Origin of the sequence: Rothia uropygialis (genome assembly GCF_004137765.1) — a bacterium.
Taxonomy (GTDB): Bacteria; Actinomycetota; Actinomycetes; order Actinomycetales; family Micrococcaceae; genus Rothia.
In genome coordinates, this window is record NZ_NOIS01000001.1 from 34,190 (window position 1) to 60,395 (window position 26,206).

Below are 26,206 nucleotides of genomic sequence, written 5' to 3' on the forward strand. Positions count from 1 at the left end.
AACCACACGGAAGAATAATGAACTCAGTGTCACCGACCACCGGCTCAGTCCAATGGCAGAAAAGTGGGATCCCCGTGAACGACGGGGACCTCGAGGCCGTCGACCGGCGCCTTAAAGAAGTTCTCAGGGCTGCCGCCCGGAAGGTGCCCTCGATGACGGGTTCCTTCAAGGACCTCTTTGACTGCATGGAAGCCATGGCGCTCAACGGCAAGAAAGTACGCCCTCTCCTGCTCCTCCGCGCATTCCACGATTTGGGTGGAAAAGATGCTGGGGAAGCCGTGGAAGCCGCCTGTGCCTCGGAGTTTCTCCATCTCGCGCTTCTTGCGCACGACGACGTCATCGACGGGGACTTGTTCCGACGTGGGGCGCCGAATATCTACGGGCGATTCCATGCCGAGGCATCAGCACGAGGAAGCTCTGCTGAGGAAGCGGAAACCTGGGGCAAGGCCTCCGCGATCCTGGCCGGTGACATGCTCTTGTCTCTAGCTCAAGGCCTTCTCTCGCGCCTGAATGTGCCCGAAGAGCGGCGCTTGTCGGCATTGGACATTTACGAGGAAGCGATTCTTCGCAGTGCCGGGGGAGAACACGCTGACGTATGGCTGACCATGGAGGCTCGAACGCCGTCTACTTCCAGCATTCTCGGGATGATGAAGGACAAGACCGCGGTCTATTCCTTCGAACTGCCTCTTCGGGTCGGAGCGGTTCTCGCCGGGGCCGATCCGCGGCTCACCGACTCGCTCGCACGAATCGGTGGGGACCTGGGGTCCATTTACCAGTTGCGGGACGATCTTCTGGGTGTTTTCGGCAACGAGTCGAGAACCGGTAAATCCGTGATTTCGGATTTGAGGGAAGGCAAGCAGACTCTTCTGGTTGCGTTCGCTCGATCGCACGAGGCGTGGAGCGAGGCCGAGCCGTATTTCGGCGATCCCGACCTGCGCCCCGAAGGTGCGGAGACGATCCGTGAGGCTTTGCTGGCCTCCGGAGCCCGGGATCGCGTTGAACAATTGATCCGTGACGCCGCGTGTTCTCTGGAGAAACGTATCGCCTCCTCTGGGGCTCCGAGCGCCCTCGTCGCGACCCTCACCGATATGACCAGATACAGCGCCTCGAGGGTTTCATGACGTTTTCGGAACGTGACGCCTCCCGGGCGGATGGCAATCAGAGGTGGGCCTTGCCTCCGGACGAGCCGAGGTGCCCGGTACATGGGCTACGGCGCGAGAAATACCGCGTGGTGGTCGGTTCCTACGATGCGGCCCGTGAATTCCTGCGGGCTGGGCGTGCATCCCTTCAAGCAGGCTTCACGGCCGAGCGGATTCCGGACCGGCTGTTCCGCAGACGACCGCTCCTCATTTCGGACGGCGAACTGCACGACCAACAACGCCGCGAATTGGCTCGATTCTTCGCCCCCGCGACGATCGACAAGCGCTATACCGGGGACATCGATGCAAAAGCTTCCGCGGCGGTTGACGGGTTGGTGGGCCGAGGGTCATTCCGCCTCGATGACGTCAGCCTTCATTACTCGGTCGCCGTCGCGGCGGAGATCGTTGGCCTCACGGCTTCTTCCACGCGTGGACTCGCGCGGAGGCTTGAATTGTTCTTCCGCCAGCCACCCGCGGACTATTCCCGACCTGACTTGGGGCGGCGTCGTCGTGACTGGGCGATGGCCGCGGTCCGGGGACTGCGCGCGGTCGCTGCTCTGTACATCCGGGACGTCGCGCCGGCTATCTCGCAGCACAAGCGCACTCCTCGCCCCGACGTGATGGGCCATCTCATGAGCACCGGGGCCAGCCGCTTCGACATTCTGGTCGAGTCCATGACCTACGGGACCGCCGGAATGGTCACGACCCGCGAGTTCATGGTGATGGCCTGTTGGCATATGCTGCGCGACCCAGAGCTGCGGGGCCGCTACGTTGCGGCCAACCGACCGGAGCGAGAACGAATTCTGCGAGAGATCATTCGTCTCGAACCTGTTGTGGGGCATCTCTACCGCAGGGTTGTTTCCGGGGAGGAGGCCCCCGAGGGTTTTGCGAACGGTGACCTCGTGGATATCGACGTCCGGGCGATCAACGTCGATCCGGAACTGGCCGGCGAATGCCCGTTCGCGGTAGACCCTGACCGACGGACAGGTGGGGCCAAGGCTGCCGGAATGAGTTTCGGAGCCGGTTCGCACAAGTGCCCCGGTGAGAACTTGGCCATTCGGGAGACGGACGCTCTGCTGATCCGGCTCTTGGCCCTCGATCCCGTGATCGTGCAGGAACCGGTAGTCGAATGGGACTCGGTGATCGCCGGCTATCGGCTCCGGGGCCTCATCCTCGACGTCGGAGGGCCTGCGCGGGAAGAGGTCTAGTCCTCAGAATTGCCGTTGGTGTCGTTGCTCGGCGAAGCCTCGCGACGTTGAGCTTTCTTACGTTCGCGCATGACCTCGATCGCGATGGGGATGACGGAAACGAGAACCAGGACGATGACGATCATGTCGACGTTGTCGCGGATCCACGTGACGTTTCCCAGCCAGACTCCCGCGAAAGTCAGCAGGAAGCACCAGAGCAACGCACCTGAGATATTCCACTTGGCGAAGTCGGCATAGCGATACTTGGCCATTCCCGCGGTCAAAGGAACGAAGGTGCGCACGATCGGCACGAATCGTGCCAAGACCAGTGCCTTGCCGCCGTAGCGGTTGAAGAAGTTGTGCGCGCGATCCAGATTCTCGTAATTGAGAATTTTTCCGTGCTGGGAGAACATCTTGCGTCCGAAGTAGTGGCCGAGCATGTATCCGACCTGGTCGCCCAAGATCGCTGCGATGCTCACGGAGACCAACAGAATCCACAGGTTCAATCCGAGCTGTTCGTGAAGAAGGCCGGTCGTGAAGAGGAGAGAGTCGCCCGGTAAGAACGGGAAAAGCACCCCTGATTCGATGAAAATGATCAGACTCACGAGTCCCAGAACCCAAGGGCCCGCGTTGGCCAGAACATCTTCGAGATTGAATCCCAGAAGACCGAGACTCGGGGTCGGCAGCGCACTCAGCGCGTGGAGGTGCTGGGGCATCTGAATGCTGAGGTCCGCAATGGCTGACATGAAGCTACCTTGTATCGAATCGAGGGGAACGCAGGCTTCAGTCTACTGTAGGGAACCTGTGTGCCGACTGTGGGCCGGTTCGTGAAGCTCCGGGGCCGGATCTCTTGTCCACAGGCGCGTTCGGCAGGGTTCTCGGGCCTGTCAGACTGGATGCATGACCGTTGCACCTTCCGCCTCAGAACTCTATGACCGCGCTCGGCAGCATCTTCGTGCCCTGACCGGAAACGAGGAAGCTGATTTCCACCCGGGTCAGTTCGAATCCATCCGCGCTCTCGTCCAAGACCGTGCACGAGCTCTCGTGGTTCAGCGCACCGGCTGGGGCAAATCTGCCGTTTACTTCATCTCGTCGTTGCTCATGAGGGAACTCGGCGGGGGCCCGGCGCTCATCATCTCCCCCCTGCTCGCCTTGATGAGGGACCAAGTTTCCGCCGCCGAACGAGCCGGTGTGCGGGCGGCCGCAGTGAATTCGGCCAACGCCACCGAATGGAACGAGATCCGTGATCTCATTCGAGCCGGCGAACTCGATGTCCTGCTGGTCAGTCCGGAGCGATTGAACAACCCCCGGTTCCGTGACGAGTGGATGCCCACATTGATGAATACGTGCTCCCTTCTGGTGATCGACGAGGCGCATTGCATCTCGGACTGGGGACACGATTTCCGCCCGGATTACCGGAGAATCAAGGATGTGATCGCCGGCTTGCCTCCGTCGGTGCCGGTCTTGGCAACCACGGCCACGGCCAATCAGCGAGTGGTAACGGATGTACAGGAGCAGTTGGATGTCAACGCGCAACAGTCTCCCGTGTCCCGGGGAGGCCCCCAGTCCGAAGGACGTGGCGAAAACGCAACGGCCGAGCAGCAGCCGGACGGGCCGACGGCGCAACCGGATGGCGTCTTCACGCTCAGGGGGCCGCTGTCCCGCGAAAGCCTGCGTCTAGGCGTGCTGACCCTGCCGGACAATGCGTCGCGCATCGCTTGGCTGATCGAGCACTTGAAAGATTTGCCCGGCAGCGGGATCGTTTATGCACTGACCGTTTCCGCGGCAGAAGACACCGCCCGGATCCTGAGCGAGTCCGGTTACCACGTCAGGGCCTACACCGGACGTACGGATACGGCCGAGCGCGAGGCGGCCGAAGAAGATCTCAAGACCAACAAGGTCAAGGCCCTCGTCGCTACCAGCGCTCTGGGAATGGGCTTTGACAAACCGGATCTGGGGTTCGTGGTTCACCTCGGCGCGCCCTCATCCCCGGTCGCCTATTACCAGCAAGTCGGCCGTGCAGGCCGCGCGACCGACAGCGCGGACGTCCTCCTGCTGCCCGGGCGGGAGGACCCGGAGATCTGGAGGTACTTCGCGACCGCCTCCATGCCCACACGGGAGAATTCGGAGGCCATCCTGGAGGCCTTGGGTAAATCCTCCGGCGCCCTGTCCGTCGCCGCCCTGGAGTCGGCGGTCAACGTCAAGCGGACCTCCTTGGAACTCTTGCTGAAAGTCCTCGCGGTAGAGGAAGCCGTCGAGCGGACACCGGGTGGGTGGACAGCAACGGGGAGACCGTGGAGCTACGATGCCGAACGGTACGAGCGCATTGCCGAGGCTCGGCGCCGGGAACAAGATGCCATGCTGGCCTACGAGGCCGGACGGATGTGCCGCATGCAGTTCCTTGCCGATCAGCTTGACGACCGCACCGCACGACCCTGTGGACGATGCGATGTCTGCGCCGGTCCCTGGTACCCAGAGAATGTGGACGACGAGGCCTCCCGTCGAGCCAAGCACGGACTGATCCGCGTGGGCGTTCCGGTCGAGCCTCGGGCTCAGTGGCCCAGCGGGTTACCCAAACTCGGAATCGATCACAAGGGCAAAATCCCCGAGGACGAGCGTTATCACAGAGGACGGGCCTTGGCGCGGCTCACCGACCTCGGTTGGGGCAACCGCCTGCGTGAGGTATTTGTGCGTGACGAAAGAGGAGCCCCGATCGACACCGAGGTTCCCGCAGATTTGGGCAAGGCATGCGTCGCGGTCTTGGCCGAGTGGGACTGGTCCGTCCGCCCAGCCGGAGTCGTCTCCATCCCGTCGACCACCAGACCCCGTCTGACCGGGTCCCTGGCGCGTGGCCTGGCTGAAGCCGGCAGGCTTCCGTACCTGGGGGACCTCGGCCTTGCACCTGATGCCGCCACATCGTCCGGGCAAGGAGGCGGCAACAGCGCATTCTCCGTCGCGGCCATATGGGACAGGTTCCACGTGGGGCCAGAACTTGCGGATCGGATCCGCGACCTGAATGGTCCGGTCCTCCTGGTCGACGACCTCATCGATTCCCGCTGGACCATGACCATCGCCGCCAGGGAGATTCGCCGCGCGGGTGCGAGCGGAGTCCTACCGTTTGCCCTCGCCTTGCAAGGGTGAGAGCCGAATCGGGGGCGGCGTGAGGACACACCACGAGAAGGTGTGTTCAACCGACCGGAGCGGGGAACTATCTTTTCCGCGAGGCGTTCTTGGTCTTCGCCGTGGCCGGTGCGTTCCACGGATCCTCGGGCCACGGGTGCTTGATGTATCTGCCACGATTCTCCGCCCGGACTTGTGGATATACGCGTTCCCAAAAATTGGTGAGATCCTGGGTGACCGCCAGCGGCCGGCGTGCGGGGGAGAGCAGATGCAGCGTCACGGGTACGTGGCCGTCGCAGACTGAGGGACCCGTTGCCCAGCCAAAACATTCTTGTAATTTCACAGCAAGGACGGGTGGGACGGTCTGCCCATGGTCATGCTCTTCCGGCGTGGGCCATTGGAGTCGCACGTGTGAGCCGCTGGGGACCAGAATGCGTTCCGGGACCAGCTCATCGAAGCGCGCGGCCTCCGGCCACGGCATCAGACCCCTCAGGGCAGAAGTCGCATCGATGTTTTGGGGAGATCCGCCGGAAGCAATGACGTCGAGTCGATTTCCCAGCCACTCTTCGGCCCGGAGCGAGAGTTTCTCTAGCCTGACATCCGGCCACGGCGCACCGAATACTGCATGCAGGAGGCCCATCCGGGCGCGGAGCGATTCGAAGGAATCGTTGGGCTTCAGAACTTCCCGCAGACCATACTTGGCCAATGCGTTTGCGACGGCCGTGCGTCCGGCTTCTCGCGATGGTTTGCAGGGCGTCGAGGACAATTCGATGGACCCGAGTGCTTTGACCTGACGGGAGGTGACCCTGTGGGCGCCCCCGATGGGATCAAAGATTGCGATTTCACCCTCTTGGAGGAGCTCAGCGCCCGCCAGCTGGGCGGCGTCGAAGTCCAGAACGGAAGCTGCCCGGATGAGCGGGTGCCCGTTGGCCAGTCCGACCTCCGCGACCGCGAGCCATTCCTGTCCCCTGAGAGACGAGCCATGAGGAAGTGATGCCCCCGTTCCCGAGGCCATGAGATAGTCGGCGCTTCCCGCAGCTCTCAGGCGAGCGATCCGGTCCGGGAACGCTAGTGCCGTGACCAAAGCGGCGTCGGACTCGGCAGCCGGGGCCGAACCCGGGGCGGTTGCCACCTCGTTCTCGAGGCGCCGTACCTCGTGCCGCCATGTGGCATTGCCTTCACGTCTCAGATCGCAGATGAGTCGCCAAATATCGGACCCCGGTGCACGATGATCCGATCCGAGGGCAGCCACGGTTTCTGCGGCGGCGCGCGAACCGACCAACTGCGCACCGTCGAACAGTGCGCGCGCCAAACGCGGGTCCGCGGGTACGCTCGCGAGCTTGCGGCCCAGTTCGGTCGCGCGCTCGCCGTCATCGACGGCACCGAGAGCGTGCAGGACCTCACGCGCGTTCGTATGGGCGCGTTCCGGAAGCGGATCCGGGAGTCTGAGCCCGTCTCCGCCCGGGGTGCCCCAGCATGCGAGGTCAAGCGTCGCGGAGGTCAGATCGTTCGTGACGATTTCGGGTGGTGTTGTGGTAGGTCGTGCCGCGAAATCCGCAGAGCTCAGGCACCGCACGACGACGCCCGGGCCCTCGCGGGCGGCACGCCCCGCACGCTGGGCCATCGCAGCTTTCGACGCGCCGACGGTCACCAGACCGCTCATTCCGCGCATAGCGTCGAGACGTTGCTGTCGGTCCAGCCCGGCGTCGACGGCGAGCCGGACTCCGGGAACCGTCACGGCGGATTCGGCGACATTGGTGGTCAGCACAATGCGTTGCGGTCCACCCGATGCCCCTTTCAGGATGCGGTCCTGCTCCCGAGGAGGAGTCCTGCCCATGAGCGTCAGCACTTCGGCGTCGCTGCCCAAAAGATTCCTGAGGTCCCCGGCCATGCGGTCGATCTCTCGGGCACCCGGCAGGAAGACCAGAACGTCACCGTCGACGTGACCCCGATGACGTTCGACCGTCGAGGCCACGTGCTGCAGAAAATCGGTTGTCACCCCTCGTGCGTCGAAGGCCGGTGCAGGGGGAGGCGCCCACAATTCCGTGAGCGGGAATGCGGTGCTCGCGACGGACGCGACCGGAACGGGAGCGTCGTCATCGCCCAAGAGCTTGGCCCACTGTGCGGCGTCCAGTGTTGCGGACATCGCGATCAGCGAGAGATCGTCACGGAGCTCCGCCAGTTGCCTGAGCATGCCGAAAGCCAAATCGGAGTCCAGATGACGCTCGTGGACCTCGTCGAGGATCACACAGGAGACGTCCGCCAACGCGGGATCGCGGACGAGTCGTCTGAGGAGTACGCCCGTCGTCACGAATTCCACGCGTGTTGAGGCCGAGACTTTGCGTTCGCCTCGGACCGTGTAACCGACGTGTCCGCCGATGCTGCTCTTCGAGAGCTGCGCCAGGCGGTGAGCGGCGGAACGGGCCGCCATGCGTCGCGGCTGGGTCACCACCACTCGTCCTGCGGCCTCTCCGCGGACGGCCTGCTCGTGGATCCAATTGGCCATGTACGGCGGGACCAGAGTCGTCTTGCCCGTACCCGGTGGCGCTTCGACTACGGCCCGGATTGTTCCTCGGGCGCTGCTCGAGGTGCCCAGCGCGGGCAGAAGCCCCGCGGCAGGCAGGGTAGTGCTCATGGTTTCGAGGTCGAAGATGCTCACCGAGTCAGTGTGCCTCTCGGTTACCGCGACACAAAACGGCGAGCCTAGCCCGGGAGGTTCTCGAACAGGGCCTTCGCGGTGACGAGGTCCTGCCATCCCATCCCGACGGTCTTGAACAACGCGGGTCGAGACGGATCGCGTTTCCCGTCGAGTACGAGCGAGGAAAGATCGTGCAGATCTCCACGGCGGATGAGGTGCCGTTGGATCGCGATGACGGCGTCCCCCGCTTCCCGCAACGCCGTTTCCACATCCTCGACGTAGAATGCAGCGCGTCGGGCCAGAGCATCGTCTGTCTCTCGCGCATCCGGTGTGTGCGAGCCCATCGCGACGACGACGGCGCCATCCTGCACCGTTTCACCGTCGAAAAGCGGTTCTTTGGCGCTCGTACAACAAGCGATGATGTCGGCCTGGGCGACATCTTCCGCGGTGCCCGCCTTGGCATTGAATCCTTCAGCGAGCAGCGTTTCCACGAGGCGCCCTGTCTTGTTGGCACTCCTGCCGATGACCTTGACGTTGGAGATTTCCCGAACCGCCGCGGCCGCGCGAACGTGATATTCGGCTTGAGGTCCCGTCCCGAACACCACGAGCCGGCTTGCATCGGGAGCGGCCAACATTTCGATGCCCAGCGCCGAAACGGCAGGGGTGCGAATTGCGGTCAATGCCACGCCGTCGATCACGGCCAGCGGGGTGAGAGACTCCGAATCGAAGAGCATGTAGTTGCCCTGAATCAGGGGAATTCCATTACTGGGATTGTCCGGTCCGACAGTCAGGATTTTGATGCCGGCGTAGTCGCCGAACTCACCTGGCATCATCAGGAATTCGCCGTGGAGCAGCTTGGCCGAAGTGCGGGGGTGCGCCTGAGCCGGATCGTAACCCTGGAGAAGCGCTTGCTTCAGGGCGTCGACCGCGGCTCTCATCGGCAAATGAGCCAACACTTGTTCGGCGTTGATGTTTCTGATGTCGGGCGATGCCAATTCGGACATTGATCCTCCACGGCTCGCTCTGGTCTGCGGGCCGACTAGCGCGTCTGTCTGCACACGTGAGTCTACCGATCTCTCGGAGGTCGTGTGCCCTCACAAGGGATGAAGATCCCGCGGCTGAAGGAAAAAGGCCGGCCCCTCGGAGAAGGAGCCGGCCGAAGGATCAGGTCTCGGCGTCCGTCCGGGCGTTCTGGCGACGTCGGTACGCCGTCACTCCGATGAGTGTCGAGCCGATCAGCAGGGCGCAGATCATGACGGCGCGGGGGATATTGATCGATGCGCCTGTCTTGGCCAACGAATCTCCGGCCTGGGCCGGAGGAGCGTGAGACGGCTTCGAGCCGAAGAGGTTCCCGTCGGTGATCCCGTGGTTCCCTGATTCTCCGCGGTCATCAGGGAGCGACTTGCCGGATTCGGAGGCGAAGACGTGGCTGCTCCCCGTGCGGGGCGCGGGATCCGCCGCGTTGGCGGCGGGGTCCGGATTTCCGGAGGCCCGTCCAAGCGAGGTCTGCGGCGCCGGACCGACCACGGATCCGGAAACGCGAGTGCCGCTGTCGGAACCGCGGTTTCCCGAAATCTCGCCGTCGGAGCCTGCAATGCGTACGCTTTCACCGTCGGTTCCCTGATCGCTCTGACCGCCATCCCCGGCGGAGGCTCCTCCGTGATGATCGGCGTGGCTACCGGGGTGGTCGGAATCGGGCCGAGCGTCGTCCTTCCCGTGGGTATTGCCCGTTGTTTTGCCGTCACCGGGCCCCTCCGCGGGACCGGTCGGGCCGGTGCCGCACTGATCACCGGCGGGATTCCCGACGACAACCCGCAGGTTCTGCGTTTCGGATCGGACTGACGTGCCGTCTCTGCTCTTCCCTGAGTAGGAGACATCAAAGGAATAGACACCCGGTTTGGTAAAGACCCAGTTCGCGTGGGCATGTGTTCCGTTGGTGATGTTGATATCGGTCTTGTTCTTCGTGGAGTCGAGCATCACGTTGACCTTGCCTCCCAGATTTCCGTCCGAGAACATTCCGAAGTGTGCATCCTTCGGCATCTGGGTGGGCTTGATGGACAGGTTCACGCCGTTCTGGTCGAAGGTCGAAAAATCGATGCCTTGGGTGTTGTACCCGGGCCAGATGGTTCCCGGGCTCTGCGTCTGGGACAGACCATAGAACTGCGTGCCTTCGGGCCCGATGAAATCCAGTGCCGGGTCCTTCATCACGCCGCCGTGCCTCTTGTGGCGGGCATGGTTCGAGACCACGAACTTGACGTCGTTCAGGTTGCGTTCGACCGTGCTCTTGTCGTGTTGGCCCGTCTCGTCGCTCAGGGCAATCGAAAGCCCTTTGCTCGATCCCTTTCCGGCGATGTCAACGTGTCCGTCGTCCAAGGCCAGACGCCGATCGAGGTCGGGATCCTCGCACTTGTCATCGTTCGAGGGCTCTTTCGGATTGGGGCCGCCCGGCCGGTCCGAAGGGGAAGGCTCGGGTGAGGGGGCGAGGGTGGGGGACGCGGATGCCGAGGGCTCAGGTTGCGGGGAATCCGTGTCGGAGGGTGTGTCGAGGGTCAGGGTGCCGGGGATTGACTGGGGTTTGTCCTTGGTGACAGGGCCCTCGAGGAGCCGTGTATCGGCGAAGGCATTCATATCCGGGTGAGGTATGACGGTGCTTCGGAATACGCTGGATTCTTCGATGAAGTCGGTCTCGTAGAACGCGGTTCCGACGCCATCCGTGACCTGAGTTTCAAAGGTCGACGTCGGATGCTTGGAGTCGGCGTTGTCGTAGATCCCGCCGGTGACCAAGCCGCGGAATTTCGGGTCCTTGAAGCGGACTGTGACTTTGGTGTAGTCATGCCCCTCGACCGGTGTCAGCTCGATGGTGTAGTCGGTGTTCTCGGGCGTGTAGTGCTCGGTCGGCAACGCGATGTTTGCCGGTTCAGGGAGCTTGTCGGGCCAGGGGCCGTGCCCCTGATCCGAAGAGACGTGGGCCTGCTTGCCTGGGGCGTACTTCAATTCGGGGCTGATCCAGCGGGGCGCGGAACCGTCTTTGGGAACGAAGATGCCCTGGAGGGACGAATCCTCGAATCCCATGAGCTCATCCCACGACGCCCTGCCATTTTCCACGGGCAGGTCGGTCAGGAAGTAGCCCTGATTGTAAAGGGTCAGGGTGCCCTCGACCGGTTTCCCGGCCTCGAAGGATATTGTGCTGAGTTTCTCGTCGCCGTCATTCTTCTGTCCCGTGTGGGGAGAAACGGCCAATCGATATTTCGCGGTTTTCAACCCCGCGTCAGATGCTTTGTCGAAACTCTCCTTGAGGGGGGCGGTGGCGGTGTCCAATGGTTTCTGCCCACCGACTTGGACCACCATTGTGGTCGGCTTGGACTGGATGGTACTTCCGTCCGTACCCCGGGCAACGGCCCGGTAGGTCAGTTCGTAGCGACCGGGCCTGGAGTAAAGGGTCGCGTTGTGAGTGTGTGAGCCGGGCACGAGGCGTTGCGAGTGCCACCCTTGGTCGGATGAGCTCAGCATACGGTTGACGTCCTGAGGGTAGATATCGGCCGTGTAGTTGAGCATTTCCACGCGACCCGGCCCGTCGACCGAGAGCAGATCGAGGAAGAATGACTTGTCGCGGAATTTCTCGATCGGAATGTCGGTGTCCGCACCGAAGCCCATCCAAATGGGGTCGTGGTTGTTGATCGGCAGACCGGGCGCCATGTACCAGGTCTTGCCGGCGCTTTTCAGGAAGTCGAGGTTTGGGCTGTCCGGAACCGTGAATTGGTATTGGTTCTTTCCGGAGCGGTTCCAGCCCTTGCCAACCCATGCGACGGTCGATTCCAACGGTAGTTCTTGTCCCCGGTACTCGTTGAAGAGAGTGAACTGGTCGTTCTTCCAGTACGTCTTGGGAGCATCCACGTGCGCCCTGGTGGTCACGGTGCGTCCGTCGTCGGGACCCGCCCACGCGGGGGTCGACCCTAGCATCAGGGCGAGGGCGGCCATACAAGCCGTGACCCATTGCGTTCCTCGTGGCCACGGGTTTGTAGCCCGGGACGTTCGAGTCGAATCCTTCGCGCCCGAGGGCGGAGGAGTGAATCGTGGACCGGAGAAGCGGCTCCTGGCTGTGGGCATTGGTGTCCTCTCTCAGAAGGCGGGTGACTGCGACGAGACGGCCGAAGACCGTGCCCGGTCGCTTGTTGTCCGTGGCGAGCCCGATGTTGCGTTAGGGGAACGGCACGACCATAAGTCAAGATGCGAATGAGTTTTATTAATTATGTACTATAAAGTAGTCAACATTTCGACATGCTGTTCTCTGCCGCGGTGTCGCCCGTCGCATGGAAAGGACCTCGATGAATCGCACATCTTCAGTACACGACTGTGGCCAAAGCCGACGTTGGGGACGTCGCGTGACCGCCACCTCACTGGCTTCGCTCGCGCTCGCGGCAGGCCTCATTGCACAACCGCTGGCCGTGTCATCGGCCATCGCCGCAGACCTGCCCGAGGTCTGCTCGTCGAACCAGGCTCCCGCAGCCGAAGTCGTCCATGACGGCCACTTCGATTTCGGGGCGCGGTTGATGGATGGGACTCTCAAGAGCGCGGTCAAGGATGACCGGAGCCACCCTGCACAGTGGAAGATCGGGCAAAACCTCGTATTCGCTCTGGGAGACGCCGCGAAGAAGAAGATGCCTGCGGGTATGGAGGACATCGCACAACAGGGCTCGGAGGTTTACCTCATCGGAGCCAGCCAGGAAGCGAACGTGCCGTGGCTGGGGTGGAACACTCAGGACGCGGCACTGGTTGATCAGGGTGCCGGGGACGTGACGATGTCGCTGGATTCGGTCGACGGTCCAGGAGATCTGAGCGTCTTCCTGACCGGGAACTTCGGCAGTGGCGCAACTCCGGTGTTCTCGACCAAGGGACAGAATTCGTACACGGTCCCCCTCAACACCCACCAGCACGGTAACTGGGTCTTTACGAAGCCGGGGGACTACACCGCGACCGTGACTTTCACCGCGAAGCTCAAGACCGGTGAGCAGAAGACTTCTACGGGCAAACTGCGCTTCGCGGTCGGCGAAGCCGCCGTCGCCAATGCCCAGAAGAATCCCGGTGCCGGCGCTTACCCCGACGAGTGCTCGACCGGAGACGACAAGGCTGGCGGCAACAAAGCTGCGGCCCAGGATCCCAACAACCACCAGCAGGGCACCGGCGGTACGGACAGCGGTTCCTCGAAGGGAGGATCAGGCGCCACCGGGACGAACGCGGCAGACATCTCCGACAACCAAGCGCAGCAATCAAGTTCGGCCCGGGGGCAACTTGCCGAGACCGGACCGGTTGAAGACGCCATGATCGTCAACGCGCTCTACGGCGTGACGCTGCTACTCTGCGGCGGTCTCCTCGTGTGGGCACTGCGCGGCGGACGTCGGCGGGCGTGACCGGGCGCGGTCGCGTTCGCGCAGTCGTCGCGGTTCTGACCCTGGTGACGATCGGGGCGCTGAGCGGATGTTCGGTCGTTCCGGATGCAGTCGGCACCTCACCCGCCGGGAGCGAGCCGTTGCGTGTGGTCGCGACGACCCCCATTCTGGCCGACCTGGCCCAGAGGATCGGCGGAAACGAGGTCTGTGCGACATCACTGGTTCCGACGGGGGCGGATCCGCACTCCTACGAACCAGGTTTGAGGGACATTCGCGACATCGCGTACGCCGATCTGGCCCTCACCAACGGGATGTTGCTCGAACAACAGAAATTGCGTCGCACGGTGCAATCGAACCTCTCTGACAGCGCGAACGGAATCGTCCCCGTCGCCGAGAGGATCGAGAAGTACGGTGGGAGCTTGCGTCCGATGACGGAGGACCTCTCCCTGGACACGGTGTGGCTGGGGCTCAGGTCAGAAGGCGGGCGGCAGGACCCATCCGGAAGAAGCAACGAGCCTTCCGTGACGTTCCGAACTGACCGCATCAAGGGCGATGGGCATACGGCGGCGTTCGTCTCGGGGACGTTCGGTCGTGTCAGGAAGGTCGCTGACTCAGCGGCCGACGGAGCCCGCCGGCGTTCCGACGGGAACGTCACCGGCGACTTGGGATCAATCGACCTGCCTCCGGATGCCCACACTCACCTGTCCTGGGGATTCACCGAATCCGGCCTGCACGAGGTTGAGATCCGGGCCCAGGCCCCCGGCGTTGATGTTCCTCCGTCCACCGTGTACTTCGCGGTGGGCACGGACGCCCATGAAGCCGCTACGAGCATCGGGCCGCATACCCAGGTACTCGACGGTGGCCATGTGGACGTCACGGCGGATCTCACCAGAAGCCGCATGGTACTCCGTGCGGACACCGACCACGGGGCCAAGGAATACGACCCGTCTCAAACCGTGATCGCCGTTCCGGCCAAGGCTTTGCAGGAGTTGCCCGCGGGCGCTCAATACCGTTTCCTGGGTCGCCCGGGGGAGCAGGTCTATCTGTTGGCGCAGGCAGTCCTCGGCGAGCACGTTCACGGTGAGATCGACCCTCACTTCTGGCATTCGGTGCCCAATGTGAAGGCCGCCGCCGAGGTGATCCGGGACCAGATGATTGCCGCTGCACCTTCGCGGGCCAGTCTCTTCGAATCCAACACGCGTGACCTGCTGCGGAACCTTGACGATGTGGACCGGGAACTCCACACGGTCTATGACGCGATCCCGAAGCAACGGCGCAGTCTGATCACGACTCACGACGGCTACGGCTACCTCGCTGATACCTACGGGTTGAAAGTGGAAGGTTTCGTGGCCCCGGTCCCCGGCACCGAACCGGGTTTGCAACAACGTCGGCGCTTGTCCCGAGCCATCACAGACCTGCACATTCCAGCCGTGTTCGTGGACAAAGGAACCATGGGCCGCGGAAACGTTCTGCAACAGGTTGCCCGTGAGCAGGATGTCAAGGTCTGTGAGCTCTATTCGGACACCTTGGACAAGCAGGCGCCTCACTACGAAGACATGATGCGGGCTAACGCCACCACGATTTCCCGGTGCCTCGAACCCAGGGACCCGGGGAAGTCTGCCCACTGAACCGTTGAAAACAGAGAACATGAGAAAACACCACAAGACTGCGATACGGGTGCTTGCCCTGGCAATGTTGCTCGGCCCCGTCGGATTGGGCCTGCCGAGCGCATCGGCCTCCCCGTCTGCGGGAACCAACCAGTTCGTCGAAGACAAGGCACTCGAACAGAAACTGTCCACCGAAGAAAAGATCGGCCACGAGCGGACCGTGATCGATCACGGACACGTTGATATGGGGCCGAAATTTGTGGACGGAGCGTGGACGCTCATGATCCACGACGACCACAACCGTGAGCCCGTATGGCGGCGGCCGGGCGACGTCGTGCTCCGTGCCGGGGATACGTCCCGGCTGCCCACCCCAGACGATCCCCGTTATGACTTCGTGGGGACGCCAGCGGGACAGGACGTATACGTGATACCCCAGACCGAGGCCCGGGGCGTCGTCTGGCCGGGGTGGAACACTCAGGACCCGGAGGTACAGGACCGTCTGGGGACGGGAGCCAACCTGACTTTCGAGGGCGTGGAAGGTCCGGGCCGGTTCAGCCTGTACCTTGAGAACGGCAATTTTTCCGGTCCCCAGGTTCTCTGGACTTCCGACAAGGAGGAGCCACAGGACATCTGGGTTCCGACCAACACGCATACCCATGCCAATTGGGTTTTCACCTTACCCGGAACGTACTTCGTGACGGTCAGGGTCCACGGCAAACTCTCCGACGGGACGGAAGTATCCGATACTCAGCGGTTGCAGTTCGCGGTCGGCGATTCGACCGACCCTGACCAGGTGTTCAACAAGGCCGCCCTGCTGGGCGATCCCGCCCCGCCGAAGAACGAGGACCATCACGATCAGGATGCGAAGAACGAGGCGCAAGCCCTCTCGGCACCTGTGATCGTCTTGGCCGTCGTCCTCGTCGGGGGAGGCGTGCTGCTGTGGTGGGTCGTCCGGGATCGACGGGCCAAGAAGGCGGTGCTGAACCAGCAACGGAACGCGGGGAACACCCATGACCGATAACCGCTTGGAAATCTCCGGTCTCACCGTCTCACTGGGTGGTCGCATAGTCCTCGATTCGCTGGACTGGGAGGTCGAAGCCGGGGAATTCGTCGCGCTGATCGGCCCCAACGGAACCGGAAAGACCACCCTGCTCCGAACAATATTGGGTTTGGTCTCACCGGTGGCCGGGAAGATCACCGTCGGAAGCCACGCGCCAGCCCGTGCCCGTGCCGCATTGGGTTATGTGCCGCAGAAGCACCACTTCGCATGGGACTACCCGTTGACCGTCGAAGACGCCGTGATGATCGGACGGACCCGCAAGATCGGGTGGTTCCGTCGACCGAAAACCGCGGACTGGGCTGCGGTTCATGAAGCCCTGGAACGGGTAGGCCTGGTTGATCAGCGTCGTCGCTCCATCGGCGAGCTCTCGGGAGGACAGAGGCAACGGGTGCTCCTCGCACGGACGCTCGCAACCGACCCCCGGTTTCTGCTGCTCGACGAGCCCTTCACCGGAGTCGACGCCCCGACCCAGGACAAGCTCGGCCAGCTGTACACAGCGCTCGCCAGGGATGGGCTCGGCATCGTCATGAGCACCCATGATGTCCTGGGTGCCCTGACCGATTGCTCACGGATCTGCGGGCTGAGGGGACACATCGACCTGGATGCGCCGCCCTCGGAGCTCGACGCCGCCTCCCTCAACACATGGCTGCGCGGTCGTCCCCTGGCATCGTGTGGAATCACTCGTTCCGACGTACGGGAGCAACACTCATGATCACCCCGTGGGAGTTCGTGATCGACCTCTTCAACCCGAATCTGACGTTCTTATCGCGGGCCTTGGCGGCCGTCGTGATCTCCTCGATCGTGTGCGGCGTCGTCGGGTGCCACGTCGTGATGCGAGGAATGGTCTTCATTGGCGACGCCGTGGCCCACTCGGTGTTTCCCGGGCTCGCGGTGGCCTTTGTCGTTGGCGGGAACATGGTCCTCGGGGGATTGGTCGCCGGTGTGCTGACCGCGGTGCTCGTTGCCGTCTTCAGCCAGAATCGGCGGCTGAAGGAGGATTCGGTCATCGGTATTCTTTTTGCCGGCGCCTTTGCCTTGGGCATTGTGATCATCTCGCGGGCACCGGGGTACTCCGGCTCAGTCGAGGATTTTCTGTTCGGCTCGATCGTCGGGGTCTCCGACCACGACGTCATGATGGCAGCGGTCGCCGGTGCGGGACTGCTGCTGGTCCTGGCGCTTTTTCACAAGGAGATCGTGACGGTCAGCGTGGACAAGGAGACTGCCCGGGCGTTGGGGCTTCCGGTTTTGGGGCTGGATATCCTTCTGTCCGTGGTGGTGACCGTGAGCGTTGTCATCTCGTTGCAAACTATCGGCAACGTGCTGATTCTGGCACTCATCGTGATCCCTGCGGCGACGACGCGCCTACTCTGCCAGCGACTCGGTTCCATGCTCGTCCTCGCCCCCGCGTTCGGTACGGTCTGCGCCACGACAGGGTTATACATATCCTGGTCGATGAATCTTCCCGTCGGGGGAACCATAGTTCTGACGATGGTTGCCGGATTCTTTGTCAGCTGGGCGCTCGCGGGGCTTCGTGCCCGAGCCCGAGGAGCAGCCGTGAGCGCCTGAGACGCTGAGAACCCGAGCGCGAGTCATGCTGGTACGCGAATTTCTGGATACCTGGACGAGTCGGATGCACGCTTCGGCCCAAAGCAGGCGGCCTGACAGAGAACTCAAAAAGCCCTCACATCCTGTGGCAAATCACAGGATGTGAGGGCTTTTCGCTGAGCGGTGACGGAGGGATTTGAACCCTCGGTACGGGGTTACCGTACACGACATTTCGAGTGTCGCACCTTCGGCCGCTCGGACACGTCACCAACTTCGGTTACTTTACCGGCTCATCGGTGCCGACTCAACTTGAGAGGCTGTGCCTTCGGGCATCACGGTATCGTTTTGGTCACGTCCGACCTTCGCCCGACGATGTATCCGTCGACGATCTTCAGCGCCGCACGGGCTGCGTCCTGGGTGGTCCGCACCGACAGATTCATCTCTCGGTCCATGGCCAGCATGAAGGTTGAACCGAAGAGGGCGACGGCAATTGACCGGCTATCCGGATGTTCCTCGGTTTCATAGCTCTCGTCCAGGTCGTCCACCAGGTCCGTGACCCGGTCGATGATCACAGAACGCTGTTCTGCCAAGACTTCCGAGGCGCCTCCGTGAGGCCGCCACATCTCCGCGACAGCGAGGCGCGCGAAGCCAGGTTGTCCTTCCAGGAAGCGCAGCGAAGCGATGACGCCTCGAGCGATCCGATCCCGGGGGTCGGTGATTCCTTCGCCTGCGTCCTCGATGGTCTCCAGGACCAACTTGACGCCGTACCGCAACAAGCCGTCGACCATCGATTTCTTGGAACCGAAGTTGTAGTACACGGTCCCTTTCGATACCCCGGCCTTTGCGGCGACCTCCTCGACCGTCGTCGCGGTGGGTCCCTTTTCGCTCATGATCACCATCGCCGCTTCGAAGAGCTTGAGCTGGGTCCGGTTGGTACGCCCCGGGCGACGTCGGATCGGCCCCGGATTCTCTGCGAGGTTCTGGTTCTCGACGTTCGTCACAGTTCTACCTCCGGGTTGAGCTTTTTGAGGGTCCATGTGCGGTCCTTGACCGATCCGAGGAGTCCGATGAGTAATCCGACCACCAGATAGACCACGAGGATCAACACCAAGGAGGGAACAGAGCCCTCATTGACCCCGTAGGCGAGGCGGCGAACCCCAGTGATCGCGTAACCCATGGGCAATATGTGGTGCAGCCATTTCAAGGACTCGGGCAGGGTCTCGTACGGCATCATGCCTCCGGAGGTGACCAGTTGCACGATCAAAAGAATCAGAACCAGTAGCTTGCCCGGAGCGCCGAGCAGTGAGATCAGTCCCTGCCCCAATGCGCTGAAGGCGGTCGAGGTCAGCAGCAGGAACCAGAATACGAGCCAAGGGTGTTCCATCTGGAATCCGAGACCGAATTTCACGACGGCGAATAGAACCACCGTTTGGGCCAGGCCAACCACCGCGAACGGAACCCAGGAACCGAGGGCGACCCTGAAACTCGAAGTATTGGAGGCCAGAGCCCGGTCGTTACTGGCTCGGAGGAACTGACCGGCCATCAGGATGCCGATCCACAGGGCCAACACGATGAAGAACGGTCCCATACCCTCGCCGTAGTTGCGGGCGCTGGCCAAGGAGCTGTGATCGTCGGAGACCGGATCGGACATGACCGAAGCCAGGGAGGACTGTTCGTCCTTGTTCAGATTGGGGACCTGATCGGTACCGCTCTTGAGGCCATTCGTCAGATCTTGGGAACCTTTGGAGAGCTCGGACGAGCCATTCTGGAGTTGGCCGGCACCGTCGTCGAGCTGAGTCGATCCGTTCACTGCCTCACTGGTTCCGTCGGCAAGCTGCTGGGCTCCGTCACGGGCCTTGACCTGGTTGTCGTACAGCTGTTGCGAGCCATCGACCAAAGTTCCGGTCGAGCCAGCGAGTGTGCCCGTTCCGTCCTTGAGCTGTTGTGCCCCGTCGTTGACCTGGGAGGCCCCTGAAGCGAGTTCACCGGTCTTCTGGTCCAGGGTCGACGCGCCACCAGCCAATTCCTGCGCGGCATCATGGGCGCTCTTCGCACCGTCTGCGACTCCGGAGGCCCCGTCATTCAACTGCGAGATTCCTGTGGTGAGCTCGGAGATCTTCCCGGCCACCAATGAAGATCCGTCCGAGGCGCAACTTGAATCGCGCAATTTCTGCAGCGAGGCACCTGCGTCGGTGTTCTCCACTGAGTTGAGCCGATCGGTCGTGGCCTTGGAGACACGCGACTTGGTCTGCTCACCGGAGACCGAATCCACGACCTTTTTCGCCTGGTCCTGATCCAACACACCTTGGTCAACGAGCTGTTGTACCTGCTCCGAGGTGGCCGCGCCGACCTCTGAGACCACGGAATTGGATACGTCCTCTCCGAGGCGGCCGGAAGGATCGGAGGTATTGACTTCGGAGAGGTCCTTGCACATCGCAGTCAGGTCATTGCCGATGTCGTTGATTCCCGACTGCTGCACCTTCTGGTTGAGCGTCGTGACTCCTTGTGAGAGCTGGCCGGCGCCGTCCGAGAGCTTGGATGTGCCGTCGGCGAGTTGTGATGAGCCGGAAGAAAGCGACGACGTCCCGTCCTTGAGCTGCGACGAACCATCGGCCAACTGGGACGTTCCATCCGCCAGAGTCGTGGCGCCCCCGTTCAGCTGTTGGGCGCCGCTGTCTAGCTGCTTGGCTCCGTCGAGGGCCTCAGCATTGCCGTCGACCAGCTGGTTCTCACCGTCGAGCAGGGAATGCGAGCCGTCATTGAGCTGTACCGCGCCGCTGGCCAGTGACGAGGTGCCCTGTTTGAGCTGATCGACCGCCGAAGAAAGATTCACCGCACCGTCGGAAAGTCTCTTCGAACCGTCGGTCACCTCGGAAAGCTGACCATGGATATCGGTGAAGCTTGCCAGCATCTGTTGGGCGGTCTCGTCGCCGACTTCCTGAGCCACCTGGTCGCGAATCGTGGTGCCGGCCTTGGAGACGATATTGGTCAGCAGATAGTTGTTTGCGTCATTGGTGACGAACTCGAGGCCGGCTTTCTCAGGGTCCACTTTCCCCGGGGTTCCGTCCGCGCTGGGCTTGAACTCGGAGGTCGACAGGAGGCGCTGCGAGAAATCCTTCGGGATCACGATCGCGAAGTCAGTGTCGCCTTTCTCGACCTGCTTGACGGCTTCGTCTCGAGAAGAAACATCGTGCCAGTCGAAGTCCTTGGATTCATGGAGCTTGTCCACGACGGACTGGCCGGTGTTGACCGACGCGCCGTCCGGCCCCTGAGCTCCGGAGTCGTCCATGGCGATGGCGCCGCTGACGTGGTCAACCTTCCCGTAGGGGTCCCAGTTGGAGTACAGGTAGATGCCGCCGTAGAGCAGCGGGATGCACGCGAGTGCGACCATGACCAACTTGGGGAAGACCCCTCCGGTCATGCGCTTGAGCTCGGTGAGTGCGAGGCGAAGGGAAGTCACGCGTGCTCCTCCTGGGAGATCTGGGGGGTGAAGAGTTCATCAAGGCTCAGTCCCGACGGGATGTACGGTTCGGTCGAGGTCTCGCCGAGCGTTGCACGAAGTCCGTGCCACGAGTCGCTGATGTGCGGCACTACCGCGACGACGGCCCGTCGGTGGTTCTCGTCCCGGGCCAACCGGTGAAGACTGGGAAGCCACGTGTACGAATGGTTGGCGTGGCGAGACGGGGTGTCGAACACGAGAAGATCCGCCCGTTGGTCATGACGTGCCAAGGCGATCATGAGCTTGATTCTCTGATCGCCGGTCAGCTGCTCGTCCCAAAGGTTGTCCAGGTCCTCGAGGCCATTTTCGTGGAGCCAGCGTGAGGCGTTCGGGCGATGGAGAAACTTGTGGGGCATGTAGGAAAGCATCTCGGCTACGTAGTCGCGCACGCGCATATGATTTTCCATCTCATTGATGGCCGGGGAATCGATCAATGAGGAACTGCGGCGGAGCGTTTTTCGGGAGTCGCTTCCATCCCAAGAGACGCTCCCCGCATCTGGGCGCATTCGTCCGGTGAGCACCAAGGACAATGCGGAGCGCTGCAACTGGCTGTTTGCCTGAACCAGGATCAATTCGCCGATTTCCACGGTGAACGAGGTCGGTTCCACCAGTGGAGCATGGCGACCCTTCGCCTGAACGGCCTCGACTTCGAGCACGGGTTTATCTCCTCGTGTGGTGCGATGATGATGCGGATAGCCCCACGGGAAGCCAGCCTCAAAAGTGCGTGAACACTAGGTCATTGAACGGCAGGTGGACGGCTACGTTTTGACGACTCCCATCCTAGTTGTACTGACCGGTCAGTTCTAGTGAAAGCGGACTTAAATAAAGTGACACTATGCACTCGGAGTGCCCCGGTCGCCGAATCGTTGCCAGAGTCCCTAGGCCAGGCGCTTTTCGGAGAAGAAATCTTGCAGCAGCTGGGCACATTCCTCCGCCCTGACTTCTGGAAAGACCTCGACCCAGTGGTTGAGTCGGCGCTCGCGGAGAATGTCGAAGACGGACCCTGCGGCCCCGGCCTTGTCGTCCCAGGCGCCCATGACCACGCGGGGGATCCGAGAGAGGAGGACCGCGCCGGCGCACATCGAACACGGTTCCAACGTAACGACGAGCGTGCAGTCGTCCAGGCGCCATCGTCCCAACTGGGCTGCCGCCTCGCGGATGGCGAGCACTTCCGCATGGGCTACGGGGTCGGCGTCGGCCTCGCGTCGGTTTCGACCCCTGCCCACGACGCTTCCTGTGGAATCCATGACCACGGCCCCTATGGGTACATCGCCGCTGGCGTGAGTCGCCCTCGCTTCGGCCAGTGCGAGCCCCATCCACGCGTTGTGGAGATTCGAGAAGTGCTTCATGCATCCATTGTCTGCTGTAGTTTGGACCCATGCGAGTCAAGATTCTGGACCACCCCTTGGTCAGCCATAAGATCACCGTGTTGAGGGACCGAGAAACCTCGTCCCCGCAGTTCCGTCAACTCGTCGATGAACTCGTCACTCTTCTGGCCTACGAGGCCACGCGCAATATCCGTGTGGAGCCCAAAACCGTTCAGACTCCAGTCTCCGAAGCGCAGGGTGTCGTTATTTCTCGTCCGCGACCCCTCGTCGTCCCCATTCTCCGCGCCGGCTTGGGAATGCTGGACGGGATGACACGATTGATCCCGACGGCGGAAGTAGGCTTCCTTGGTATGGCTCGCCACGAGGAGACCCTCGACATTGTGACCTACGCCGAGCGCTTGCCGGACGATCTCACGGGGCGTCAGGTTTATGTTCTCGACCCGATGCTTGCGACCGGCGGAACTCTGATCGAGTCCATTAAATTCTTGCGCGAGAGGGGAGCCGACCACATTACGTGTCTCTGCATCCTGGCTGCGCCCGAAGGTATCGAAGCCTTGGGTGAGGGCGTTGAACAGTTGGACAATATCGATCTGTTCCTGGCTGCGCAGGATGAGCGATTGAACGAGAAATCGTACATCGTGCCGGGACTGGGTGATGCCGGGGACCGGCTGTACGGTGTCGTTGACTAAAGGCCGAATCGGCCCCTGTGACAAATACCACGCACCATAACTTTCCCGATAAAGTTCACCGCCCGCATGTGCTGTCCGAAGTCCCGGCCCCGGAGAAGCTGGCTGGGTGTGGATGCGCGTGCGGGCGTTCGCATCATGGAACCATCTCGCGCGGTGAGTGGGTGACATGCTGAAGAGGCGAGTCGCGTACTCGTCAGTTTTGTCAAGACAAATCCGCTTGTTCCTGGGCAAAACCTGGATAAGCCGTGAGGCGGGAAAAATATGCGCCGCCGATCCCTTGACAATTCATATTTTCCGTGAAACCGGGATACTGAGGGCTCATGTCTGCCCGGGTTTGCGGGTTATCCTGCGATGACAAAGGCGCCGCATTGTGGCGGGAGGCTAAATGCAGTATGCATAACCTGAACGTTACAATGCATATTTGAGACATATTGTCTCACAGTTCGGACGGTTCAACAGATTGTTACTTGCGGGAAGTTGAGAACGGGTGGAGCATGGAGTGGAAGGTCTGATCACTCCATTGGGGAAATCCGCTCGGGTCTCTTCGATCGGTGTCGGTCCGTAGGTCGTGGGCACAACCGCGACCGTCATCAATCATTCCAACGGCATATGCCGTGCGAGGTCCGAATTGTAGAAGGACGGCGATCTAATGTCAGGCGCACCCGGATACGTGCACATTTCCCAGCGCAATCGTGCGAACGGCGCTACTCCGATGCGGCCCGGAGGTATGACCGGCCGCGGAGCCATCGGCGAACCCACTGACTACCGGTCCTTGCGTGCGATGAACCCTTCCGTGCCGAGTCATGAAGCCGAAAACGGCGCATCCATCCGCCCCGTGACGGCCGACAACGAGGCTCGTGGGTTCGTGCTGTATGTCGGGCTCAATGAGGACGTAGCGGCCCAGAACGGCACCTCCCTGGTCCGCATGGTCCAGGACATCCGCGCCTACGCGCAGACCTTGGTCCCGCAGGCCGAGTCATATGCTGCTGTTGCGATCGCCCCCGCGGGCGCCGAGGGCTCCGACCTCGATGTGGTTCGGGACGCGTTGGGCGACCCAACCGCTCCCAAGAGCCATGCTGAAGGCGTGCAGAATGGCCACCCTTCCGCGGCGGAGACCAAGCCGAGTCAGCCCGCCGGTGTGCTCATTGACTTGTCCCGCCGGGAGGTGTTCCTGGACGGCGAGGTGCTGAACTTGACGTACAAGGAGTTCGAGCTGTTGAACTACTTGGTCGAGAACTCGAGCCGCACCGCTGGTCGCGAAGAGCTGCTCGAATCCTTGTGGCGCGATGCGGACGAGACTCCGAACGAGCGCACGATCGACGTTCACATCAGGCGCCTGCGTTCAAAGCTGGGGCGGCTCTCCAACACGGTCCGCACGGTTCGTGGTCAGGGCTATCGTTTCTACGAGCACCCCGAGGTCGTCGTATGGGCCGCACCGGAGTATTCCATCTGACCATCCAGTTACTGTGATTCCGGGCGAGGCCTTTGGGCCCCGCCCGGTTTTTTGCGCCCAAGGATGTACGCGTGCGAGGTCGACGTCGATCCTGTGTGCCAGTTTGTAGACTTGCCCCATGAGTTCGCTGATCGATCCGCATTCCCAAGCCAAGACCCTGATGATCATGCGTCATGCCGAGGCAGACATGCCCTGGGGAACCAGCGACTTCGACCGCCCGCTCACGCCGAACGGACATGCCGATGCTCCGCGGGTCGGTCGGTGGATGGTCGATAACGGTGTCGTGCCCGAGATGATCGTCACCTCTTCCGCGTTGCGAACCCGCCAGACGTGCACGTGGATATGCGACGAGCTGGGGGACAAGGCGCCAACGGCGAGCCTCGAGGATCGCTTGTACAACGCGCCGACTCCGGAGTTGCTCGCGGCCATCGGCCGGACCCCAGATACGGTGAACTCCCTCTTGGTCATTGCTCATTATCCTGCTGTGCAGGACGCCGTGCTGTCCTTGGCCTCCCGGGACTCGGACTACGAAGCCATGATGGACGTCTCGTCGAATTTTCCACCCGCTGGCCTCGCTGTGCTGAGCTCTCAGAAACCGTGGGCCGCGCTTGATGGGGCGGACGCCATATTGCGCACATTCATCGAGCGTTGATATCTTCCTCGTGAGGTCTCCACCCAGGCCTGCGGACGAGGGAGCAGTACCCGCACCACGACAAGACTGACTCGAAGGAGGAGAACTGTCGTGGCATGGATCGTTTTGATCGTCTCCGGCGCGCTGGAGATGGTATGGGCTGCGGCCCTGTCCGCATCGCACGGGTTGCGACGTTGGAAGCCGGCCCTTGTCTTTGTCGTCGCCATGGTTGTGAGCCTTGCAGGCCTCGCATTCGCCATGAAATCCATCCCCGTGGGCACGGCCTACGCCGTTTGGGTCGGCATTGGCGCTACGTTGACCTTGATCTGGGGTTTCATGACCCGGCAAGAACGAGCGACTTTTGGTCGTCTCTCATTGCTCGGTTTGCTCATTATTTCCCTCATCGGACTGAAGGTGGCGAGCTAAACATGGCCTGGATCGTATTACTCGTCAGTGCGGCGCTCGAAGCCGTGTGGGCAACAGCCCTGGGGGCATCACACGGATTCACCCATCCCCCAGCAACAATCGTCTTCGTGCTCGCCCTCATCGGAAGCATGGGCGGTCTTGGCTGGGCCGTCAAGAGCATCCCCATCAGCACCGCGTACGCCATTTGGACCGGAATCGGTGCCGCACTCACCGTCGTCTACGGCATGATGACAGGGGCCGAATCGGTTTCCGTTCTCAAAATACTCTGCATTCTCGGGATCGTCGGGGCCACGGTAGGCCTGAAACTCATGCCGTCCAGGCCGGAAAGGAACAAATCCGCCGGCAGCAACGAGACAGTTGGCCACGGCTCCGACTGAGGCCGGTGCACGACCTCCGAGCGACGATGAAAGCTCTTGGACCGCGAATCTTCGCGGTCCAAGAGCTTTCATTCTTCCGACCAGAGCGGAACCGGGATCCGACGTCGGCATGTCGCTGCC

At 62.2% G+C, this 26,206-nt stretch carries 21 protein-coding genes, 1 tRNA gene and 1 riboswitch; of the genes, 13 read left to right on the forward strand and 9 right to left on the reverse strand.

The features are described from left to right. The first annotated feature begins 26 nt into the window (after positions 1-26). Together EWV35_RS00165 and EWV35_RS00170 are read left to right on the forward strand one after the other, a co-directional pair. Positions 27-1,121, forward strand: a complete 1,095-nt coding sequence (locus EWV35_RS00165) for a polyprenyl synthetase family protein (protein ID WP_165168244.1) — start codon at positions 27-29, stop codon at positions 1,119-1,121. Continuing rightward, positions 1,118-2,347 (forward strand): cytochrome P450, encoded by a 1,230-nt coding sequence (locus EWV35_RS00170; RefSeq protein WP_129657089.1) that lies wholly within the window; start codon positions 1,118-1,120, stop codon positions 2,345-2,347. The genes EWV35_RS00165 and EWV35_RS00170 overlap by 4 nt, the downstream gene beginning before the upstream one ends. Here EWV35_RS00170 and EWV35_RS00175 read toward each other — a convergent pair. Beyond that, entirely contained in the window at positions 2,344-3,072 is a 729-nt protein-coding gene (locus EWV35_RS00175; RefSeq protein ID WP_238653958.1) for a VTT domain-containing protein, read from the reverse strand. The two genes, EWV35_RS00170 and EWV35_RS00175, sit on opposite strands and share 4 nt — an antisense overlap. A 154-nt stretch (positions 3,073-3,226) precedes the next feature. Here EWV35_RS00175 and EWV35_RS00180 point away from each other — a divergent pair, with 154 nt between their 5' ends. Then, positions 3,227-5,467: a RecQ family ATP-dependent DNA helicase gene (locus EWV35_RS00180; RefSeq protein ID WP_129657091.1), complete on the forward strand. Its 2,241-nt coding sequence runs from the start codon at positions 3,227-3,229 to the stop codon at positions 5,465-5,467. A gap of 67 nt (positions 5,468-5,534) precedes the next feature. Here the strand turns inward: EWV35_RS00180 and hrpB are convergent, their stop codons facing one another. From hrpB to EWV35_RS00195, 3 genes are all read right to left on the reverse strand, one after another. Beyond that, positions 5,535-8,105, reverse strand: a complete 2,571-nt coding sequence (gene hrpB / locus EWV35_RS00185; RefSeq protein ID WP_238653960.1) for an ATP-dependent helicase HrpB — start codon at positions 8,103-8,105, stop codon at positions 5,535-5,537. 44 nt (positions 8,106-8,149) lie between these two features. Then, positions 8,150-9,088, reverse strand: coding sequence for an ornithine cyclodeaminase family protein (locus EWV35_RS00190; protein ID WP_129657093.1), 939 nt, complete (start codon positions 9,086-9,088; stop codon positions 8,150-8,152). A gap of 160 nt (positions 9,089-9,248) precedes the next feature. Then, positions 9,249-12,062, reverse strand: coding sequence for a choice-of-anchor M domain-containing protein (locus EWV35_RS00195; protein WP_165168246.1), 2,814 nt, complete (start codon positions 12,060-12,062; stop codon positions 9,249-9,251). Between the two features lie 404 nt (positions 12,063-12,466). Here EWV35_RS00195 and EWV35_RS00200 point away from each other — a divergent pair, with 404 nt between their 5' ends. Genes EWV35_RS00200 through EWV35_RS00220 form a run of 5 tightly spaced genes read left to right on the forward strand, consistent with a single transcriptional unit; the run spans position 12,467 to position 17,704 of the window. Next, positions 12,467-13,492 (forward strand): TIGR03773 family transporter-associated surface protein, encoded by a 1,026-nt coding sequence (locus tag EWV35_RS00200; protein WP_165168248.1) that lies wholly within the window; start codon positions 12,467-12,469, stop codon positions 13,490-13,492. Continuing rightward, positions 13,489-15,099 carry an anchored repeat ABC transporter, substrate-binding protein gene (locus EWV35_RS00205; protein ID WP_165168250.1) on the forward strand — a complete coding sequence of 537 codons (1,611 nt, stop codon included), beginning with the start codon at positions 13,489-13,491 and terminating at the stop codon, positions 15,097-15,099. Before EWV35_RS00200 ends, EWV35_RS00205 begins: the two co-directional genes overlap by 4 nt. Positions 15,100-15,118: 19 nt before the next feature. Then, positions 15,119-16,099: a choice-of-anchor M domain-containing protein gene (locus tag EWV35_RS00210; protein ID WP_129657101.1), complete on the forward strand. Its 981-nt coding sequence runs from the start codon at positions 15,119-15,121 to the stop codon at positions 16,097-16,099. After that, positions 16,089-16,850 (forward strand): anchored repeat-type ABC transporter ATP-binding subunit, encoded by a 762-nt coding sequence (locus tag EWV35_RS00215; RefSeq protein WP_129657103.1) that lies wholly within the window; start codon positions 16,089-16,091, stop codon positions 16,848-16,850. Before EWV35_RS00210 ends, EWV35_RS00215 begins: the two co-directional genes overlap by 11 nt. Beyond that, entirely contained in the window at positions 16,847-17,704 is an 858-nt protein-coding gene (locus tag EWV35_RS00220; RefSeq protein ID WP_129657105.1) for an anchored repeat-type ABC transporter permease subunit, read from the forward strand. The genes EWV35_RS00215 and EWV35_RS00220 overlap by 4 nt, the downstream gene beginning before the upstream one ends. Before the next feature lie 160 nt (positions 17,705-17,864). Here EWV35_RS00220 and EWV35_RS00225 read toward each other — a convergent pair. The 5 genes from EWV35_RS00225 to tadA all read right to left on the reverse strand — a co-directional run bounded on the left by EWV35_RS00225 (position 17,865) and on the right by tadA (position 22,531). After that, positions 17,865-17,952: transfer RNA gene (locus tag EWV35_RS00225), tRNA-Ser, on the reverse strand. A gap of 63 nt (positions 17,953-18,015) precedes the next feature. Beyond that, positions 18,016-18,684, reverse strand: a complete 669-nt coding sequence (locus EWV35_RS00230; protein WP_238653962.1) for a TetR/AcrR family transcriptional regulator — start codon at positions 18,682-18,684, stop codon at positions 18,016-18,018. After that, positions 18,681-21,143, reverse strand: coding sequence for a YhgE/Pip domain-containing protein (locus tag EWV35_RS00235; protein WP_129657109.1), 2,463 nt, complete (start codon positions 21,141-21,143; stop codon positions 18,681-18,683). Before EWV35_RS00235 ends, EWV35_RS00230 begins: the two co-directional genes overlap by 4 nt. Further along, complete coding sequence (locus EWV35_RS00240) at positions 21,140-21,838, reverse strand: ABC transporter ATP-binding protein (protein WP_129657111.1); 699 nt, start codon at positions 21,836-21,838, stop codon at positions 21,140-21,142. The genes EWV35_RS00235 and EWV35_RS00240 overlap by 4 nt, the downstream gene beginning before the upstream one ends. Before the next feature lie 222 nt (positions 21,839-22,060). Continuing rightward, positions 22,061-22,531, reverse strand: coding sequence for a tRNA adenosine(34) deaminase TadA (tadA, locus tag EWV35_RS00245; RefSeq protein WP_129657113.1), 471 nt, complete (start codon positions 22,529-22,531; stop codon positions 22,061-22,063). A gap of 29 nt (positions 22,532-22,560) precedes the next feature. On the opposite strand from tadA, the gene upp reads away from it, so the two are divergent. The 5 genes from upp to EWV35_RS00270 all read left to right on the forward strand — a co-directional run bounded on the left by upp (position 22,561) and on the right by EWV35_RS00270 (position 26,086). Continuing rightward, the gene (gene upp, locus EWV35_RS00250; RefSeq protein ID WP_129657115.1) at positions 22,561-23,199 is read left to right on the forward strand and encodes a uracil phosphoribosyltransferase; all 639 of its coding nucleotides are present in this window, start codon (positions 22,561-22,563) and stop codon (positions 23,197-23,199) included. A 649-nt stretch (positions 23,200-23,848) separates the two neighbouring features. Further along, positions 23,849-24,652 (forward strand): winged helix-turn-helix domain-containing protein, encoded by an 804-nt coding sequence (locus EWV35_RS00255; protein WP_129657117.1) that lies wholly within the window; start codon positions 23,849-23,851, stop codon positions 24,650-24,652. 118 nt (positions 24,653-24,770) lie between these two features. Next, the gene (locus tag EWV35_RS00260; RefSeq protein ID WP_193554058.1) at positions 24,771-25,304 is read left to right on the forward strand and encodes a SixA phosphatase family protein; all 534 of its coding nucleotides are present in this window, start codon (positions 24,771-24,773) and stop codon (positions 25,302-25,304) included. A 9-nt stretch (positions 25,305-25,313) separates the two neighbouring features. Then, a riboswitch (guanidine-III (ykkC-III) riboswitch) is annotated at positions 25,314-25,380 on the forward strand. Between the two features lie 14 nt (positions 25,381-25,394). Next, complete coding sequence (locus EWV35_RS00265; protein WP_129657119.1) at positions 25,395-25,709, forward strand: DMT family transporter; 315 nt, start codon at positions 25,395-25,397, stop codon at positions 25,707-25,709. 2 nt (positions 25,710-25,711) lie between these two features. Beyond that, entirely contained in the window at positions 25,712-26,086 is a 375-nt protein-coding gene (locus tag EWV35_RS00270; protein ID WP_129657121.1) for a DMT family transporter, read from the forward strand. Positions 26,087-26,206 lie beyond the last annotated feature (120 nt).

Coding starts and splice junctions, on each gene's coding strand:
- EWV35_RS00170 (WP_129657089.1), top strand. CDS start 1,118: ATGACGTTTTCGGAACGTGACGCCTCCCGGGCGGATGGCAATCAGAGG.
- EWV35_RS00175 (WP_238653958.1), bottom strand. CDS start 3,072: ATGTCAGCCATTGCGGACCTCAGCATTCAGATGCCCCAGCACCTCCAC.
- EWV35_RS00180 (WP_129657091.1), top strand. CDS start 3,227: ATGACCGTTGCACCTTCCGCCTCAGAACTCTATGACCGCGCTCGGCAG.
- EWV35_RS00190 (WP_129657093.1), bottom strand. CDS start 9,088: ATGTCCGAATTGGCATCGCCCGACATCAGAAACATCAACGCCGAACAA.
- EWV35_RS00195 (WP_165168246.1), bottom strand. CDS start 12,062: ATGGCCGCCCTCGCCCTGATGCTAGGGTCGACCCCCGCGTGGGCGGGT.
- EWV35_RS00210 (WP_129657101.1), top strand. CDS start 15,119: ATGAGAAAACACCACAAGACTGCGATACGGGTGCTTGCCCTGGCAATG.
- EWV35_RS00215 (WP_129657103.1), top strand. CDS start 16,089: ATGACCGATAACCGCTTGGAAATCTCCGGTCTCACCGTCTCACTGGGT.
- EWV35_RS00220 (WP_129657105.1), top strand. CDS start 16,847: ATGATCACCCCGTGGGAGTTCGTGATCGACCTCTTCAACCCGAATCTG.
- tadA (WP_129657113.1), bottom strand. CDS start 22,531: ATGAAGCACTTCTCGAATCTCCACAACGCGTGGATGGGGCTCGCACTG.
- upp (WP_129657115.1), top strand. CDS start 22,561: ATGCGAGTCAAGATTCTGGACCACCCCTTGGTCAGCCATAAGATCACC.
- EWV35_RS00255 (WP_129657117.1), top strand. CDS start 23,849: ATGTCAGGCGCACCCGGATACGTGCACATTTCCCAGCGCAATCGTGCG.
- EWV35_RS00260 (WP_193554058.1), top strand. CDS start 24,771: ATGAGTTCGCTGATCGATCCGCATTCCCAAGCCAAGACCCTGATGATC.
- EWV35_RS00270 (WP_129657121.1), top strand. CDS start 25,712: ATGGCCTGGATCGTATTACTCGTCAGTGCGGCGCTCGAAGCCGTGTGG.